Source organism: Leeuwenhoekiella blandensis MED217 (assembly GCF_000152985.1).
In the GTDB taxonomy this organism is placed as follows: domain Bacteria; phylum Bacteroidota; class Bacteroidia; order Flavobacteriales; family Flavobacteriaceae; genus Leeuwenhoekiella; species Leeuwenhoekiella blandensis.
Genome location: NZ_CH672395.1, coordinates 547,943 through 565,441, shown reverse-complemented (window position 1 = coordinate 565,441; position 17,499 = coordinate 547,943). Strand labels below are relative to the sequence as shown.

Annotated in this window: 17 protein-coding genes; all 17 read left to right on the top strand. The window is 37.7% G+C overall.

Translation table 11 applies throughout. The features are described from left to right. Nucleotides 1-4: 4 nt before the first annotated feature. Genes MED217_RS02460 through MED217_RS02380 form a run of 17 tightly spaced genes read left to right on the top strand, consistent with a single transcriptional unit; the run spans nucleotide 5 to nucleotide 17,496 of the window. Nucleotides 5-1,066 (top strand): class I fructose-bisphosphate aldolase, encoded by a 1,062-nt coding sequence (locus MED217_RS02460; protein WP_009778891.1) that lies wholly within the window; start codon nucleotides 5-7, stop codon nucleotides 1,064-1,066. Nucleotides 1,067-1,078: 12 nt separating this feature from the next. After that, complete coding sequence (locus tag MED217_RS02455) at nucleotides 1,079-2,437, top strand: dicarboxylate/amino acid:cation symporter (protein ID WP_009778890.1); 1,359 nt, start codon at nucleotides 1,079-1,081, stop codon at nucleotides 2,435-2,437. Then, complete coding sequence (locus tag MED217_RS02450; protein WP_040532535.1) at nucleotides 2,434-3,354, top strand: alpha/beta fold hydrolase; 921 nt, start codon at nucleotides 2,434-2,436, stop codon at nucleotides 3,352-3,354. Before MED217_RS02455 ends, MED217_RS02450 begins: the two co-directional genes overlap by 4 nt. Then, a complete protein-coding gene (locus MED217_RS02445; protein WP_009778888.1) occupies nucleotides 3,341-4,315 on the top strand; it encodes an ATP-dependent 6-phosphofructokinase in 975 nt (324 codons plus the stop codon). Before MED217_RS02450 ends, MED217_RS02445 begins: the two co-directional genes overlap by 14 nt. Nucleotides 4,316-4,318: 3 nt before the next feature. Then, on the top strand, nucleotides 4,319-5,587 hold the full coding sequence (locus tag MED217_RS02440; RefSeq protein WP_009778887.1) for an MgtC/SapB family protein: 1,269 nt from the start codon (nucleotides 4,319-4,321) through the stop codon (nucleotides 5,585-5,587). A gap of 10 nt (nucleotides 5,588-5,597) precedes the next feature. Further along, the gene (locus MED217_RS02435) at nucleotides 5,598-6,587 is read left to right on the top strand and encodes a 2-hydroxyacid dehydrogenase (protein ID WP_009778886.1); all 990 of its coding nucleotides are present in this window, start codon (nucleotides 5,598-5,600) and stop codon (nucleotides 6,585-6,587) included. Between the two features lie 42 nt (nucleotides 6,588-6,629). After that, nucleotides 6,630-7,403: an SDR family oxidoreductase gene (locus MED217_RS02430; RefSeq protein WP_009778885.1), complete on the top strand. Its 774-nt coding sequence runs from the start codon at nucleotides 6,630-6,632 to the stop codon at nucleotides 7,401-7,403. Between the two features lie 22 nt (nucleotides 7,404-7,425). Beyond that, a complete protein-coding gene (locus tag MED217_RS02425; protein WP_009778884.1) occupies nucleotides 7,426-8,262 on the top strand; it encodes a universal stress protein in 837 nt (278 codons plus the stop codon). Beyond that, on the top strand, nucleotides 8,259-9,101 hold the full coding sequence (locus tag MED217_RS02420; protein WP_009778883.1) for an ATP cone domain-containing protein: 843 nt from the start codon (nucleotides 8,259-8,261) through the stop codon (nucleotides 9,099-9,101). Before MED217_RS02425 ends, MED217_RS02420 begins: the two co-directional genes overlap by 4 nt. A gap of 38 nt (nucleotides 9,102-9,139) precedes the next feature. After that, complete coding sequence (locus MED217_RS02415; RefSeq protein ID WP_009778882.1) at nucleotides 9,140-9,394, top strand: hypothetical protein; 255 nt, start codon at nucleotides 9,140-9,142, stop codon at nucleotides 9,392-9,394. 14 nt (nucleotides 9,395-9,408) lie between these two features. Further along, a complete protein-coding gene (locus tag MED217_RS02410; RefSeq protein ID WP_009778881.1) occupies nucleotides 9,409-10,785 on the top strand; it encodes an MBL fold metallo-hydrolase RNA specificity domain-containing protein in 1,377 nt (458 codons plus the stop codon). 28 nt (nucleotides 10,786-10,813) lie between these two features. Further along, on the top strand, nucleotides 10,814-12,316 hold the full coding sequence (locus tag MED217_RS02405; protein ID WP_009778880.1) for a thymidine phosphorylase family protein: 1,503 nt from the start codon (nucleotides 10,814-10,816) through the stop codon (nucleotides 12,314-12,316). Between the two features lie 6 nt (nucleotides 12,317-12,322). Further along, the gene (locus MED217_RS02400) at nucleotides 12,323-13,216 is read left to right on the top strand and encodes a ribose-phosphate pyrophosphokinase (protein ID WP_009778879.1); all 894 of its coding nucleotides are present in this window, start codon (nucleotides 12,323-12,325) and stop codon (nucleotides 13,214-13,216) included. Between the two features lie 44 nt (nucleotides 13,217-13,260). Continuing rightward, nucleotides 13,261-13,857, top strand: a complete 597-nt coding sequence (locus MED217_RS02395; protein WP_230199229.1) for a hypothetical protein — start codon at nucleotides 13,261-13,263, stop codon at nucleotides 13,855-13,857. 6 nt (nucleotides 13,858-13,863) lie between these two features. Next, nucleotides 13,864-14,157, top strand: a complete 294-nt coding sequence (locus MED217_RS02390; protein WP_009778877.1) for a hypothetical protein — start codon at nucleotides 13,864-13,866, stop codon at nucleotides 14,155-14,157. Between the two features lie 18 nt (nucleotides 14,158-14,175). Beyond that, on the top strand, nucleotides 14,176-16,278 hold the full coding sequence (locus MED217_RS02385) for a copper-translocating P-type ATPase (RefSeq protein ID WP_009778876.1): 2,103 nt from the start codon (nucleotides 14,176-14,178) through the stop codon (nucleotides 16,276-16,278). Then, nucleotides 16,279-17,496: an MFS transporter gene (locus MED217_RS02380; protein WP_009778875.1), complete on the top strand. Its 1,218-nt coding sequence runs from the start codon at nucleotides 16,279-16,281 to the stop codon at nucleotides 17,494-17,496. Nucleotides 17,497-17,499: the final 3 nt, after the last annotated feature.

The following is a 17,499-nucleotide window of genomic DNA, read 5'->3' as shown; positions in this document are numbered from 1 at the left end:
TACAATGAAAATAGACATAAATATTACACAACTGTTAGGGGAAAAAGCAGACTTCTATTTGAATCACGTTTGTGAAAAAATAACCAAGGATGAATTGCAAACCCCAAGTAGAACGAGCCTAGATAAGGTATTTACCCAAAGCAACAGAAATCCGCAGGTACTGCGAAGCCTTTCGCAATTGTATAACTACGGAAATCTTGGTGGCACAGGCTATTTAAGTATCCTTCCTGTGGACCAAGGTATTGAGCATAGCGCGGCCTTTTCATTCTATAAAAACCCTGATTATTTTGACCCAGAGAATATTATAAAACTCGCCATTGAGGCCGGTTGTAATGGGGTGGCTTCCACGTTTGGTGCTTTGGGATTGAACGCTAGGAAATATGCCCATAAAATCCCTTTTATCGTAAAGATTAATCACAATGAACTGCTCACATTTCCTAATAAATATAACCAAACCTTATTTGGTAAAGTAAAAGCTGCGTGGGATATGGGAGCAGTTGCTGTCGGTGCTACTATATATTTTGGTTCCGAAGAAAGCAATAGACAGCTTAAAGAAATAGCTGAAGCTTTTGAAGAAGCCCACAATTTAGGTATGGCTACCATTTTATGGTGCTATACCCGTAACGAAGCTTTCAAAACTGGAAAAGAAGATTATCACGCTGCTGCCGATGTAACAGGGCAAGCAAATCATATTGGGGTAACCATTCAGGCAGATATCATTAAGCAAAAATTACCTACAAATAACTTTGGTTTCAAAGAAATCGGTTTTGGAAAATATGATGATGAAATGTATGAGACGCTGACAACAGAACATCCCATCGACCTGTGCAGGTTGCAGGTGGCTAATTGCTTTATGGGAAAAATCGGATTGATTAATTCCGGTGGTGGCTCTAAAGGTAAGTCTGATTTGGTGGAGGCAATAACAACTGCCGTTATCAATAAAAGAGCTGGTGGCTCTGGATTGATAATGGGAAGAAAAGCGTTTCAAAAGCCCTTCGGCGAAGGCGTGGAAGTATTACAATCCGTTCAGAAAGTTTATTTGGATACTAAAATTAGCATTGCATAACAATAAAAAAGAATGTTCGACACAGAAGTAAAATCACTTAAATCATTCAATCACTACCTCTCAAAATTGGTAGAAAGTCGTCTATGGCTAAAGGTTATCATTGCCTTATTTTTGGGTGTTGGTTTTGGATTGCTGTTAAGTCCTCAAAACGGGTGGATTACTAAAGAAACAGCAGACATCGCAGGGAATTGGCTGGCATTGCCTGGCGTACTTTTTCTAAAACTGGTTCAAATGATTATGATTCCTTTGATTGTGGCTTCTATCATCACAGGAATCGCAAGTAATGAAAAGGACAGTCTAAAAAAATTAGGTGGTGGCGTTTTATTATATTTTCTAGGCACTACCATAGTTTCGGTAAGTTTGGGTGTAATACTATCTCAAATTTTTAGACCTGGTCGCTTTTTACATCAACAAGCTCTAGCTGAACATAATGAAATTACTGCTGTTCCAACGGAAAATCCCGAGCTTTCCTTCGGCCTTGAAACTATTCCAGATGCCATATCAAACTTACTTCCAGAGAACCCTTTAGCATCTATGGTTAGTGGTGAAATGTTAAGTATTGTGATTTTCACAATCATTATTGGTGTAGCTGTGCTATCACTTGAAAATGCCTTACTGCGCCCAGTAAAGCTTCTTTTAAGTGCCATTCAGGAAGTCTGTATGACAGTAGTAAAATGGTCAATGCTTCTAGTACCTATTGCTGTTTTCGGACTAATGGCGCAGCTTACCTCTAGTGTTGGTTTAAGTTCTTTATCAGGTTTAACGTACTATGTTGGGGTAGTACTTCTCGGTCTTCTTTTATTGGTAATTTTCTATTTGGGACTCATCGTACTTCTCGGAAAGAAAAACCCATTGCATTTCCTAAAAAAAATAAGGGATGTTCAATTATTGGCTTTTTCAACCACAAGTTCTGCCGCTGTGATGCCCTTATCTCTAAAAACCGCCGAAGAAGAACTAAAAGTGGACAAGACTATTAGCAATTTTATCATACCTATAGGGGCGACCGTCAATATGGATGGTACTGCACTATATCAAACTATTACAACTCTTTTTATTGCCCAAGCTTACGGACTGGAAATGAGTTTACTCAATATTATAGTGGTCATTGTAACTATCGTCGCTGCATCCATTGGTACACCTGCCATTCCAGGAGGTGGTGTGGTTATACTCGCTTCTGTTTTGGGAAGTGTCGGCATACCTGCTGAAGGCATCATCATTATCATTGGTGTAGAAAGACTCTTGGGAATGTTTAGGACTGCTGTAAATGTAACTGGTGATTTAACTGCCTGTATGGTCTTCAATAGATTCTATGGTAAAACCCCAATCTTGGTTAGTGAGAAAACGAATAATAAATCAATTTCAAAACAATGACATTACTACTCATATCCATAGTGTTCATTCTTCCTGTTGTGGCTATTGCCAGCTATCAGCATTATAAGATTGGTAAGCAACCAGCTTATGATGCCAAAGAAACACTGTTGAATTATGAAATAATAGGCTCTGGAGAAAACAAACTTGTTTTGTTACACGGTTTAACAGGCTCATTGCATTATTGGAAACGCAATTTAGAAAGTATTACAACTACGCATAAGCTACTTTTAGTCGACCTGCTAGGTTTTGGTGATTCGCCAAAACCACAAAGTGATTATTCCCTTTCAATACAATTGCAAGCCCTTGAATTGATTCTTAACAAAGAAGGATTCAATGATGGAAATATCATTATTGCAGGACATTCTATGGGAGCTATGATTTCATTAGCAATATTGGAAAAGCAACCAACTTGGTTCAAGGCAGGAATTTTTATAAGCATACCTGTTTACAAGAACGCTGATGAGTTTAAAGAAATTATGTCTTCTCATTCCTTTGTAGATAGGATTTCAACAAGCAAATTCTCAAAATACATTTGTATGATTCATCCCATATTTATGTCACGTGCATTCAAGCCTGTTAACCTCACGGATGATGTCTATGAAGATGCAAAAAAGCATCATTGGATGAGTTATTATTATTCTCTTACAAAGGTCATCCTAAAAACAGATTTATATGCAATTGTAAAGAAAATTAAGGATAAAGATGTGCTTTTTATTCACGGAGAAAAAGACATTACTGCACCTTTAGAAAATGCCTTAAAATTATCGAGGGAATTTAAAAACGCACAAATAATTACTTCATCTGAAGGAGACCATCAGTTCTTTCTGAAAGAAGCAGAATTTGTTTGGAACACTATTAAAGATTTTACTATTTCTGAAAAAAAGTTAAAAAAAACCATACCCAATGAGCACGAATAAAATTAAACATATAGGCGTATTCACATCTGGAGGCGATAGCCCTGGGATGAATGCTGCACTATACGCCATTGCCAAATCCGCTGAAGCAAAAGGCATAAAAATAAGTGGTTTTCGAAAAGGGTATGAAGGGTTGATAGATGGTGATTTGATACCATTAAAATCTCACGAACTAAAAAAAATAACCCAAATAGGTGGCACTATTCTAAAAACAGCACGAAGCAAACGATTTCTGGAATTAGAGGGTCGTAAAAAAGCATTGCAAACTTTAAAAGCAAATAACATAGATGCTTTAATTGCTATTGGTGGTGATGGTACTTTTAAAGGGCTATTAGCTTTTTCAGAAATATGCGACATTCCGTTTATAGGCATTCCTGGCACTATAGACAACGATATTTTTGGTACTGATTACACCCTTGGTTTTGATTCGGCTGTAAACACTGCCATTGAAAATATTGATAAAATAAAAGATACTGCCGAATCTCACAACCGTGTATTTATTGTTGAAGTAATGGGAAGGGATTCAGGCTACATTGCTATTCATTCCGGGTTAATGGTAGGTGCCGATTCCATCCTTATTCCCGAGAGTGGAAAGGACTTTATTTATCTATTGGACAAGGTTAAGAATTACGATAGCGAAGATGCTTTCCTTGTCGTGGTTTCAGAAGGCGATGAATTAGGTGCCGAGCTTGTTTCATCAAAAATAAAGGAAGTCAATCCCAATGTCGATTTACGGATTACGAAGCTTGGGCACGTCCAGCGAGGTGGAAATCCGTCAGCTTTAGATAGAATGTTAGGCATTAGACTTGGAGTGGCGGCTGTGAAAACACTTTTACAAGGTAAAAAAAATGTAATGGTAGGAGTCTTAAATAATCAATTGCATCTAACCCCTTTTGAAGTGGTGGTCAAGCAACATCAAGTAGATAATGAATTGTATGAACTTTTAGAATTATTTGGAAAGTAAGAAATGATAGAAGCCTTTAAAAATATCAACCCTTTCATCCTTGGATTGCTCATCAGTCTGGGCATTGGCCTTATTCTTGGGCTGGAACGTGAATATGATAAATTGAAGGAAGAACAAGGCTTTGCAGGTATAAGAACCTTCCCAATTGTTGCCATTATTGGTTTTATATTGGGAAATCTTTCCACAACCTATACACCTTGGTTGGTCATTATCATTGCGGCAGCATTTCTTTTGTTTCTGTCTTTGAGTCATCTTTCCATAGTACAAAAGCATATTATGACTGGTATTACCACCAATATGGCCTTGTTCGCTACGCTAATTTTGGGTGTTATGGTTGCCAATCATTTGCATAAGGAAGCAGTTGCGACCGCAGTAGTCGTGGTTACGCTGTTATCATTGAAAACGACCTTTAATACATTCATTAAGAATATTACTTCTGAAGAGCTCTTTGCTTTTATTAAGTTTTCAATTATTGCGCTTCTTATTTTGCCTTTCTTACCAAATCAAGATTATGGTCCAGAGGGATTACTTAACCCTTTTGAGATTGGAGCGATAATAGTGATAGTGTCATTTCTGAATTTCATTGGTTACTTTCTTGTAAAATATGTAGGTTCTAAACGTGGTATTCTGCTCACTGCTATTTTAGGCGGATTGATTTCAAGTACCGCAGTAGCTTGGATATATGCTTCGCGAAGTAAGGAATCGCCAGAACTTTCAAAAGAATATGCTGCGGGTATCATTATAGCTTCCGCAATTATGTTTCCCAGACTTGCGATTCTGGCCTATATTTTCAATAGTGCCATACTTTTAAATTTAGTCATTCCATTTACTATTCTTACCCTTATCTGCTTGATAAGCGCACTCTTATTCATCAAAAAGAATACAGATGTCACAAAAACAGCTATCAATCTGGGTAATCCGCTCAATATTTGGAACGCCCTTGGGTTTGGTGGTATTTATGTGGTCATCCTGTTTGCAGTTTTTTATGGAAATCAATTTTTTGGCGAAAGCGGTTTATACTATTCAGCCCTAATTGCAGGATTGGCAGATACGGATGCAATAACTATTAGTATGGCAAAATTTGGGTCATTGGAAGAAAAACTCACGCTGGCCACCAATGTCATTATAACAGCAACCATAAGCAATATGATTGTAAAACTTGGTATTACCTATTTCAAAGGTTCTAAAAAGACCGGGAAACTCGTGATGCTAATTTTTGGAACCGTTGTCATCGTAGGGTTAGTATATATTTTAATACAGTTAGGAAATTAAAAAAAGTGAAATGAAAACAACAGTATTCAGCACGCATAAGTTTGAAGAGCCGTATCTCGTAAAAGCGAATGATGGCAAGCATCAATTAAAGCTGCTTGAGAGTCGTTTAACTCAAGAAACTGCTATTCTCGCAACGGGTTCTAAAGCAGTAAGTCTATTTACGGGCGATGATGCCTCGGCACACATTCTTGAAAAATTCAATGCTTTTGGCATAAAATATATTGCTCTGCGTTCAGCAGGATTCAATCACGTGGATTTAGCAAAAGCAGCTGAACTGGATATGAAGGTGGCACGTGTTCCAGCCTATTCCCCTTATGCCATTGCAGAGCATACAATGGCGCTCATACTTGCATTAAACCGAAAATTGATTAAAGCACACAACAGGGTTCGTGACCAGAATTTCTCATTGAACGGTCTTACCGGTTTCGACCTCAATGGAAAAACCGTCGGCGTGATTGGAACAGGAAAAATTGGGTCTGTATTGGTAAAAATACTACACGGTTTTGGTTGTAAAATACTTGTTCAGGATGTCATTGAGGATGAAAATTTAATCAAGTTTTACAATGTAATCTATACCAATTGTGAAACTATTTGTAAGCAGTCCGATATCATAAGCTTACACGTACCACTAACGTCTTCAACGAAACACTTGATTGATGCAAAACATATTTCATTAATGAAGCAAGGCGTAATGCTTATCAATACAAGTCGTGGTGGATTGGTCGATACCAAAGCTGTTATCGAAGGATTGAAAACTAAAAAAATTGGGTATTTCGGAATAGATGTGTATGAGGAAGAAGAAGGATTGTTCTTTGAAGACCATTCCGATGACATTTTGCAAGACGATGTCATTGCACGCTTAATGACTTTTAATAATGTTTTAATTACCAGTCATCAGGCCTTTTTAACCGAAACTGCATTGACAAATATTGCTGAAACCACAATATATAATCTGGATTGTTTTGAAAAAGGCAAAGTTTCAGGAAACGAAGTTTCTTGATTAAGAAGCAAAAAATAGTAGTAACACTTAAATCTTAAAATTATGAAACGAGTAAAAAATAAAGTAGCCATTGTCACAGGAGGAGCATCTGGTTTGGGAAAATCAAGTGCTAAACTATTGGCACGAGAAGGAGCAAAAATAGTCGTGTCCGATATAGACGAAGAAGGTGGTAAAAAAGTAGTTCAACAAATAAAAGAAGACGGTGGTGAGGCCATATTCATTAAACAAGATGTTGCCAAAGAAGATGAATGGAAAAACGTTATTGAAACTACCCTTGAAACTTATGGGAAATTACACATTTTAGCAAATTCTGCTGGAATAGGGCTCGGAGGAACAGTTGAAGATGTAACCCTTGAAGATTGGAAAAACCTTATAGATATAAACCTAAATGGCACTTTTTTAGGCACCAAATATGGTATAAAAGGTATGAGGAAAACAGATGAAGGTGGTTCCATCATTAACTTCTCTTCCATTGAAGGACTTATCGGTGACCCCAATTTACCTGCGTATAACGCAAGTAAAGGCGGTGTTACCATTTTCACTAAATCTGCCGCCCTACATTGTGCTAAACAAGGCTATGGCATCCGTATCAATTCTATCCATCCTGCTTATATCTGGACCCCAATGGTAGAGAATTTTCTCAAGGCTCAAGGTGACGTAGAAGAAGGCAAAAAACAATTGGAAAGTTTACATCCAATTGGTCATTTGGGAGAACCTGACGATATAGGGTACGGAGTTGTATATCTGGCCTCTGATGAATCCAAATTTATGACCGGTTCCGAACTGGTTATCGATGGTGGCTATACCGCCCAATAAGAAAAACAATAAAACTAAAATTATGAAAAACATACTCGTACCTACCGATTTCTCGAAAAACTGCACTAAAGCAGCAAATCTTGGTATCGAAATAGCCAAACTATACGATGCAGAGATACACTTTTTACATCAAATGACTACCCCTGTTGATTGGGTAAAACTGGATAAACAAAAAGAAAAAAGGTATCCCGAAACTTTAAAGGAAATTGGAGTCGTTAAATCAAAATTGCGGGAACTGGAAAAAAAGGCTGAGCACGAAGGTCTTAAATGTCGAACTTTTCTTCAATTTGATTCGGGACAGAAAGATATTTTAGAACATTCTGGTCATTTCCATCACGATTTCATCGTTACCGGCAGCAGTGGAACCAAAGGTGTCATTAGAGAAATTACGGGTAGTAATGTTGAAAAAATAGTTCGAAAAGCCAATGCACCCATTATCGTTGTCAAAGAAGAGGATGTAACGTTTCCCTTCAAGGACATTCTATTTGTTTCTTCTTTTGAAGAGGATGTCACGCATCCATTTCAAGAAATCTTGTCAATAGCCAAAAAATGCGATGCTAAAATCCATTTGTTACGAGTAAACACAGAAACTGACTTTAATAGCATAGAGCTTGGCTTAAATCCTGTAAAGGAATTTCTTGAAAAATTCCCCAATCTAAAAAACTTCTCAATGAGCGTCCATAATGAGTCTTCCGTAGAAGCAGGCATCAATACATTTTTAAAACATCAGCCCGCAGATTTAATTGCAATGAGCACTCACGGAAAAACGGGATTTTTGAGCCTATTTTCAAAAAGTATTGCCGAAGGCGTTACAAATCATTCCGTGCTTCCAGTAATGACCATACATATTAAAAAATGAAAAATCCAATCAACATAGTGAAGTATTCTGGTGATGTGGTAGCCTTTGATGTAGATAAGCTTATCAATTCCTTAAGGCGTTCACAAGCGAGCGAAGAATTAATTCAGCAAATAGTTGAACAAGTCGAAGGCCAACTCTATGATGGAATTACCACAAAAAAAATCTATCAGATGGCATTTAAAATGCTTAAGCGTAAATCTCGCGTAAGTGCCTCAAAATACAAGCTAAAAAAAGCGATAATGGAATTAGGGCCATCAGGATTTCCTTTTGAAAAATTTGTCGGTAAGATTTTAGAGATGGAAGGCTTTAGCACAAAGGTGGGAGTTATTGTTCAAGGTAATTGTGTACAGCACGAAGTTGATGTTATCGCCCAAAAAGAAAACAAACACTATATGATTGAATGCAAATACCATAGCGACCAAGGCAGGTTTTGTAATGTAAAAATCCCATTATATATCCATTCACGGTTTTTGGACGTAGAAAAGCAATGGGAACACCAAAAAGGTCACGAGGCTAAACTTCATAAAGGAGCTGTGTACACCAATACGCGTTTCACAACCGATGCCATTCAGTACGGGAAATGTGTTGGAATGCTTTTAAGCAGTTGGGATTATCCAAGAGGAAATGGTCTCAAGGACAGAATAGATAAATCTGGGCTACATCCCTTAACCGCTTTAACAACGCTTACTAAAGCTGAAAAAACAAAATTATTAGATGAAGGCATCGTACTCTGTAAAGAGCTTCACGAAAGTCCGAAGCTCTTGGAAAAAATAGGAATTGATAAAAAAAGACACAAAAAGGTTCTCGAAGATTCAAGAGAATTATGTGGAATTCATTAGAGCACTACTTAAATTTTTAATCTAAATAAATAGGACAAATGAAAACAGAAGAACTGAAAGAACAGAACCGTATAGATTTAGAGCCATTTTACCAAGCATTGGAAGATGATTCTAAACTACTTGAAGAAGCCCTCGAAATATTATTGGGTATGGTACACTTCGAGCCTAAATCCGTAAAGAAGTTGGCACTCGTAATAAAAGAGGATTCCCGCAATCTATATAACGAAATAGCGGAATTGAGCAAATCGAACCAAGACAAAGGAAATACGCCTTCCTGTTGTGGTGGACATTAATAAATACTATAACGATGAAAAACAAAAAAATAAACATCCACTTTTTGGGAGCGGCAGGCACCGTGACTGGCTCAAAATATTTGGTGGATACAGGAGATAGAAAGATACTTATAGACTGTGGCCTCTTCCAAGGGTTAAAGGAATTACGCCTTAAAAACTGGGAGTACCCACCTGTTAATGTAGGTGATATTGATGCTGTTTTGCTTACCCACGGTCATATGGACCATACAGGTTATCTGCCCAGATTGGTAAAACAAGGCTTCAATGGTCCCATTTATGGTACGAATCCTACTTTGGACATTGCAAAAATCATTTTGAATGATAGTGCAAAAATACAGGAGCAAGAAGCCGAACGTGCCAATAAGGAAGGCTATTCCAAACATAGTCCCGCAGAACCATTATACGATTTAAAGGATGTAGAAAAAACTATCCCACACTTTAAAGGAATTCCACAATCACAATGGATTCTGTTATTTGATGGTATTAGGGCTCGCTTCCAATACAACGGACATATTCTGGGTGCAACCTATATTGAGTTGGATGTGCACGGAAAACGTTTTGTCTTTTCAGGAGACATTGGTAGAACCAATGATTTATTGCTCTATCCACCCCTTAAACCAAAAAAAGCGGATGTGCTTTTCATTGAATCCACTTATGGTGGAAGGTTTCATCCCGATGAAATAGAAGCACTTCCACATATTGAAAAATTAGTAAATGATACCATCAACAGAGATGGTAGCTTATTTGTCCCAAGCTTTTCGGTAGAACGTGCCCAGCTAATGATGCTCATCTTTTGGAAATTATTGAAAGAAAAGAAAATCCCCAGAGTACAAATGATTATGGACAGCCCGATGGGTGCCAATGTATTGGAACTGTTTCATAGAACTCGCGATTGGCACAGATTGGAGGACAACGAATGTGACGAAATGTGTTCTCACTTTACGGTCGTAAGCAGTTATCGTGAAACAATGGAAATAAGAACAGATAACAAACCAAAAATCGTGATTGCAGGAAGCGGAATGCTCACAGGGGGAAGAATGCTAAACTATCTTGAAACACAGGCACAAAATCCAAATAACACCTTACTTTTTGTAGGCTATCAAGCTGAAGGCACTCGTGGCAGAAAATTATTGGAAGGTGAAAAAGAACTAAAAGTATATGGAAAATGGGTGCCGTTTAAAATGCAAGTAGCAGAAATTGAAGGGCTTTCGGCACACGCAGACCACGCAGAGCTTATGGACTGGATGGACAGTATAAAAAACAAACCCGAACGCATTTTTATTATACACGGTGAAAAAGAGAGTGCAGAAGCATTGCAAAAAGGCATCAAGGAAACTTATGGGTGGGATGCAGAAATTCCGCAATTATACACTATCGAAGAAATAGAATAAATCGAAAAATCACAACAACCAATAATATATGGACACACACTCAAACATATTAAAATACAAACATCTCGGCATCTATACCCAAAACGAGAATGTAGTGTATATGCGCGAAGATTGCCACGTCTGTATTTCAGAAGGGTTTGAGGCACTTACCCGAATAAGAATATCGAACGCAAGTACATCAATCGTTGCAAGTCTTAATGTTCTGAATTCTGATATCCTTTTGCCCAATGAAATCGGACTATCAGATGCTGCTGCGAAAAAACTGAATGTTTCCCCAAATGATACATTATATGTTTCCCATTTAGAGCCTATTGAATCCTTAAGCCACGTTAGGGCAAAAATCTACAATCAAAAGCTGGATTACAAGGCATATAACAACATCATAACCGATATCGTTGAAGGCGATTATTCCAACATCCACCTTTCGGCATTTATTACTGCCTGTGCTGGCGACCGAATGGATATTGATGAAATATCCGACCTAACGAAAGCAATGATTGCTTCCGGAAAGCAACTGAACTGGAACAAGGATATCGTGGTGGACAAACATTGTATTGGCGGATTGCCTGGCAATAGGACAACACCATTGGTAGTTGCCATTGTTGCCGCGTATGGGCTTACTATGCCAAAAACATCCTCACGGGCAATCACTTCACCAGCAGGCACAGCAGATACAATGGAAGTACTGACCAATGTTACGCTCTCTTCCGAGGAAATAAAGACCGTAGTAGAAAAAGAAGGCGGATGTTTTGTTTGGGGCGGTACAGCGCAGTTAAGTCCTGCCGATGATGTGCTCATTAAAATTGAAAAAGCCTTGGATATTGATAGCGAAGGGCAGCTCATTGCTTCAGTACTCTCTAAAAAGGCAGCAGCTGGTTCTACTCACGTGGTCATTGATATTCCCGTGGGAGAAACCGCCAAGGTTCGCAGTACCGAAATGGCAGAAAAACTAAAAAATCATATGGAAACTGTTGGAACTGCTGTAGGGTTGAATGTAAAAGTTGTAGTTACGGATGGTACGCAGCCGGTTGGAAGGGGTATCGGTCCAACATTAGAAGCCATAGATATATTAAAAGTTTTGAAAAATGAGGAAGATGCACCTAAAGACTTAACAGAAAGAGCGTTGCTTTTAGCTACTGAACTATTAGAACTTTCTGGAAAAGTAGAAAAAGGGAAGGGACTGGAAACCGCACATAAAATTCTCAAATCTGGAAAAGCATATGAAAAATTCATAGCCATTTGTAAGGCGCAAGGTCAATTTTCAAAACCAGTTTTAGCACCTTATAAAATGGAAATTAAAGCTGAAAAGTCAGGCGTTTTGCAACGAATTGATAACCGAAAAATCGCAAAACTTGCCAAGCTTTCTGGAGCACCACAATCTAAATCGGCAGGGATTCTTTTGAATGTCCATTTAAATGAAAAAATCGAAATAGACCAATTGTTATATACCATATATGCTGAATCCAAAGGCGAACTCAACTATGCTCTGGAATATAAAAACAACCATAACGACATCATAACTATAATTTAAAAAACTATGAAAACAATATTATTCTGTCTTCCCGGAAATGAAGAACTCACAGAACTAATGGCTACAAAAATGGATGCTGAAGTGGGCAAAGCCATTTTGCGTAAATTCCCTGACGGGGAATCGTACACACGCATCTTATCTGATGTTAAAGATAAATGTGTGGTACTGGTATGCACCTTGCACGAACCAGACGAAAAACTATTGCCCCTTTATTTTTTAAGTCATACTGCCAAATCATTAGGGGCAATGTGCACCTGTTTGGTAGCGCCCTATTTGGCATATATGAGGCAGGACAAAGTATTTAATGAAGGCGAAGGGGTAACTTCTGGTTTCTTCGGAAAATTGATTTCAGGTTTTGCCGATAGCATTACCACGGTTGACCCTCACTTACACAGAATTAGTTCATTAGGAGAAGTGTATCAAATTCCAAATAAAGTAATTCACGCTGCCGATGCTATTTCAGATTGGATAAAGGAAAACATCGAAAACCCAGTACTTATCGGTCCCGATTCTGAAAGTGAACAATGGGTTTCAGAAGTCGCCAAAAATGCAGGAGCACCATTTACAGTATTACAAAAGGTGCGTCACGGTGACCGTGATGTAGAAGTCTCTGTCCCCGATGTGGATAAATATAAAGATGCTACACCTATTTTGGTAGATGATATTATTTCTACGGCGCGAACGATGATTGAAACCGTGGTGCATTTGAAAAAAGCAGGGATGAGACCACCTATATGTGTTGGTATTCACGCCGTTTTTTCAGGTAATGCCTATCAAGATTTGTTGGATTCCGGAGTAGAAAAGATAGTGACCTGCAATACCATTCCGCATCCGTCCAATGGCATAGATTTAAGCGATATACTGGCAAAAGAGGTAAAGAAATTAATGCGCCATATATGAGAAGTCGAATCTTCATAGTACTGATTATTTTATTCAGCATCACAATGACTGGACAAACTGAAATGCTTATTGGGCAGATTTCAGGCAGATTGGTCATTCGTGAGAATTTTGATGAAAAAGGTGCTTTTCTCAATAAACAAACTTTTGAAGCTGGTAAAACAATAGAGAAAAATGGATACTATGAAATTAAGGTGGTTACGGAATTGTTTGATAAAGACAAAAAATCGACCGATAAATACACCACAACCTATCGCTGTAAGCCTGATGAGGCAAGTGTAATGGTAATGGCTTTTCCGTTTTCAAACCCAAAATCAAAGGAGACCGAAATTAATACCACCTCTAAAAAATTTAAAGAGCTCTACGATTTGGACAACCTTGAAGATATAGAATTGGAAATGAGTTTTGATTCGGGCTTGTTGAATTTTTTTGGCTCAAAAAGTACCATAAAAATTTACGACCGAAAATTTAATAATAGCGAAAATAATATTAATTCAAAAATTAACATTAAGGCCTATGCCTTGGGAATTCGCATTAAGCAACTCAATTATACTGTTAACGAGAAATTAAATGCACAAGGTCTATTGACCTTTCAAAAATTTACCGAAGAAGACAACAGTTATTTTACAATGACTTATAAATAAAAATAAATGAAAAATTATAACACCCTTTCAGAAGCTATTAACGATTTGCAGACAAACGAATACCCTTATGATTTCAACTTAAAACCTGAATGTCTGGAATGTGCTTCCCTGAAAATTGAGATTCGACCAGAAGATTTTAAAGTGGATAAAATATATCGCTTTGAAGGAATGAGCAGTACCGATGATAATAGCATTTTATATGCAATATCTTCCAAAAAAGAGCTTAAAGGTCTTTTAGTAGATGCTTATGGCGTCTATGCCGAAAACATATCGGAAGCAATGAGAAAAAAATTACGATAACACTTAAACAATACTATAATGGAAAATCACGAGCAGCACAAAAACAACGAAATGGACCATTCGAAAATGGACCATTCGAAGATGAAACACAAAAAAGAAGACCATTCTAAAATGAACCACAAAGGTGGGGACCATTCGGGTCACAATCCGGGTCACGGTCAAATGGGTCACGACCATCATAAAATGATGATTGCAGACTTTAGAAAACGGTTTTGGGTAACACTCGTGCTTACCATCCCTATATTGTTCTTCTCACCAATGATTCAGGAATTTTTTGGTTATGAATTTTTACTTCCAGGAAATCCATACATCCTTTTTGCACTTTCCACTGTTGTATATTTTTATGGTGGTTGGCCATTTTTAAAAGGGTTTTGGTCTGAAGTCAAAAAAGGTGCACCAGGAATGATGACCTTGATTTCTATGGCAATTTCCGTAGCTTATTTTTATAGTACAGCTACTGTATTTGGCTTAAGAGGTGAAGACTTTTTCTGGGAACTATCAACACTTATAGCCATAATGTTGCTTGGTCATTGGATAGAAATGAAAAGTGTGTTAGGTGCATCAAAAGCCTTGCAGTTACTGGTAAGTATGATGCCTGCGGAAGCGCACAGGGTAAAAGGTGACACCATAGAAGACATTCCTTTGGAAGATTTACTAAAAGATGATGTGATTTTGGTAAAACCAGGTGAAAAAGTTCCCGCTGATGGGATTATAGTAGACGGTTCAAGTTACCTAAATGAATCTATGCTTACAGGCGAATCCAAACCTGTAAAAAAAGATGAAAACGATAAGGTTATTGGTGGTTCTGTAAATGGCAATAGCACCTTAAAAGTAAAAGTTGAACATACTGGAAAAGACAGCTATCTAAACAAGGTCATTAAGATGGTCGAGGAAGCGCAAAAAACCAAATCGAAGATGCAAAACCTATCAGATAGGGCTGCAAAATGGCTAACCTATATCGCTTTGGCTATTGGTTTTGGAACATTAGCAGTATGGCTGATTTTAGGCTTTCCATTTGTCTATGCTTTAGAAAGAATGGTTACTGTTATGGTAATTGCTTGTCCACACGCATTAGGGCTTGCCATTCCCCTGGTGGTTGCAATTTCTACGGCAGTATCTGCTCAAAATGGATTGCTTATCCGAAATAGAACTGCGTTTGAAGAGTCCAGAAAAATTTCAGCTTTGCTTTTTGATAAAACAGGAACACTAACCAAGGGTGATTTTGGTGTCACTCGAATTGAGTCTGTTAACGAGACTTATTCAACAGAGGAAATTTTAAGACTTTCAAGTGCATTGGAACAAAGCTCAGAACACCCTATTGCAGTTGGTATTATCAAAAAAGTAAAAGAAGATAATATTACTATCCCTAGCCCAGAAAACTTCAATGCTATTACTGGTAAAGGTGTAGAGGCAAATGTGGAAGGCAAACAAGTTAAGGTAGTAAGTCCAGGCTATCTAAGAGATGAGAAAATTACTATTCCTGAAGATGCTTACAGCGATGCAGCGGAAACTGTAGTATTTGTTTTAATTGATGGAAAATTGGCCGGTTACATCGCCCTTGCTGATGAAATAAGACCAGAATCTGCCGAGGCAATCAAAATATTTAAAAAGAATAACATTAAAGTTCTAATGGCAACTGGCGATAATGAAAAAACCGCTAAGGCTGTGAGTGAAAAACTTGGATTGGATGGTTACTACGCCGAGGTATTGCCACATCAAAAAGTTGAAATTGTAGAAGAGTTACAGAACAAAGGTGATTTTGTAGCTATGACGGGTGATGGTGTTAATGATGCGCCCGCTCTCGCAAAAGCCGATGTAGGAATTGCAGTAGGCTCAGGTACAGATGTAGCAGCTGAAACTGCCGATATTATTCTGGTCAACAGTAATCCACAGGATATTGCCAATTTAATTCTCTTTGGGAAAGCCACCTACAATAAAATGATTCAGAATTTGATTTGGGCTACAGGATATAATGTCGTGGCTATTCCTTTAGCAGCCGGTGTATTATATTCTTCAGGTTTTGTTTTAGGTCCTGCGGTTGGTGCGGTATTTATGAGCTTAAGTACTATTATAGTAGCTATTAATGCGCAATTATTAAAGCGAAAAATCGGTAAAAAATAAATGGACAAAAAAGAAAAACTCAACAGGATATCTTTAATCCTGTTGAGTTTATTTGTAGTGATGTTGGGTTATGGTATTTTATTGCCAACCCTTCCCTACTATACCGAAAGATTAGCTTTAAAAGACAATCTCGACACCGATTTAATCAACTTCCATATTGGGTTGCTTACCAGTATTTATCCTCTATTTCAATTAATTTTTGTTATCGTTTGGGGAAAGTTATCTGACAGATATGGTCGTAAACCCGTCATTATTATTGGTTTGATTGGCTTTGTAATAATGCAATTGCTAACTGGGCTTGCAACATCACTTACTATGCTATATATCGCTCGGATTTTTGGTGGTGTTTTCACTTCTTCCGTTATTCCTGTAAGCAACGCATATTTAAGTGATATTACCTCTGAAAAACGTAGAACGAAGATAATGGCCTGGTCTGGTGTAGCCATTAGTTCAGGGGTTATTTTTGGACCCGTTATCGGTGGCTTTCTTTCGCAATCAGACCTTCATTTTGAGTATGCAATTGGTCAACTACATTTGGGTCGATTTTCCACACCTTTTTTATTCGCTGCATTATTAGGTTCTATTGTTTTAGTCATTGTTGTAAAATGGCTAAAAAATTCTGTTCGCATCCATAAATTTACAACTCAAAAATTCACTTTTCGGTTCTCGTTCAGCCAATATTTCCTTGTCCTATTGGCGCTATCATTTGTCATCCAATTTGTGGTGACTTTGTTTGAAACTGTTTTTTCAATCTACGGTAAAGACGAATTAGGGTTTAACAGCAACCAGGTTGGTATTGGTTTTATGCTGTGTGGTACAATAATGGCTGTTTTGCAGCCTGTATTTGCCAGTTATGGGGAAAAGATTCTATCTACTAAAAAGCAAATTGGCTTTGGGTTATTCATTTCAGGAATTTCATTAATTGCCTTTCCTTTTTTCAAAAATGAATTTGTTGTGTACGGTTTAATTGTGGTGTTTGCTGCTGGTGGTGCTATGGTTACACCTAATTTGTTGTCTGCGGTATCCTTGTTATCCAAAACAAATACAGGGCGAAATATTTCAATACAAAGTTCAACAAACAGCGTTGGTCAGATTTTAGGTCCCATTTTAGGAACTTGGTTGGTTACCGGTGGTTTTTATTATCCATTTCTAATTGCAGGAAGCATTATTTTAGTTGCTATTGGTTTTCTCATTTTTCTAAAAAAACCACCTATTTAAAGA

What these genes read in the sequence shown, in the direction of transcription:
- MED217_RS02460 (WP_009778891.1), top strand. Translation starts at nt 5, where the DNA reads ATGAAAATAGACATAAATATTACACAACTGTTAGGGGAAAAAGCAGAC.
- MED217_RS02455 (WP_009778890.1), top strand. Translation starts at nt 1,079, where the DNA reads ATGTTCGACACAGAAGTAAAATCACTTAAATCATTCAATCACTACCTC.
- MED217_RS02450 (WP_040532535.1), top strand. Translation starts at nt 2,434, where the DNA reads ATGACATTACTACTCATATCCATAGTGTTCATTCTTCCTGTTGTGGCT.
- MED217_RS02445 (WP_009778888.1), top strand. Translation starts at nt 3,341, where the DNA reads ATGAGCACGAATAAAATTAAACATATAGGCGTATTCACATCTGGAGGC.
- MED217_RS02440 (WP_009778887.1), top strand. Translation starts at nt 4,319, where the DNA reads ATGATAGAAGCCTTTAAAAATATCAACCCTTTCATCCTTGGATTGCTC.
- MED217_RS02435 (WP_009778886.1), top strand. Translation starts at nt 5,598, where the DNA reads ATGAAAACAACAGTATTCAGCACGCATAAGTTTGAAGAGCCGTATCTC.
- MED217_RS02430 (WP_009778885.1), top strand. Translation starts at nt 6,630, where the DNA reads ATGAAACGAGTAAAAAATAAAGTAGCCATTGTCACAGGAGGAGCATCT.
- MED217_RS02425 (WP_009778884.1), top strand. Translation starts at nt 7,426, where the DNA reads ATGAAAAACATACTCGTACCTACCGATTTCTCGAAAAACTGCACTAAA.
- MED217_RS02420 (WP_009778883.1), top strand. Translation starts at nt 8,259, where the DNA reads ATGAAAAATCCAATCAACATAGTGAAGTATTCTGGTGATGTGGTAGCC.
- MED217_RS02415 (WP_009778882.1), top strand. Translation starts at nt 9,140, where the DNA reads ATGAAAACAGAAGAACTGAAAGAACAGAACCGTATAGATTTAGAGCCA.
- MED217_RS02410 (WP_009778881.1), top strand. Translation starts at nt 9,409, where the DNA reads ATGAAAAACAAAAAAATAAACATCCACTTTTTGGGAGCGGCAGGCACC.
- MED217_RS02405 (WP_009778880.1), top strand. Translation starts at nt 10,814, where the DNA reads ATGGACACACACTCAAACATATTAAAATACAAACATCTCGGCATCTAT.
- MED217_RS02400 (WP_009778879.1), top strand. Translation starts at nt 12,323, where the DNA reads ATGAAAACAATATTATTCTGTCTTCCCGGAAATGAAGAACTCACAGAA.
- MED217_RS02395 (WP_230199229.1), top strand. Translation starts at nt 13,261, where the DNA reads ATGACTGGACAAACTGAAATGCTTATTGGGCAGATTTCAGGCAGATTG.
- MED217_RS02390 (WP_009778877.1), top strand. Translation starts at nt 13,864, where the DNA reads ATGAAAAATTATAACACCCTTTCAGAAGCTATTAACGATTTGCAGACA.
- MED217_RS02385 (WP_009778876.1), top strand. Translation starts at nt 14,176, where the DNA reads ATGGAAAATCACGAGCAGCACAAAAACAACGAAATGGACCATTCGAAA.
- MED217_RS02380 (WP_009778875.1), top strand. Translation starts at nt 16,279, where the DNA reads ATGGACAAAAAAGAAAAACTCAACAGGATATCTTTAATCCTGTTGAGT.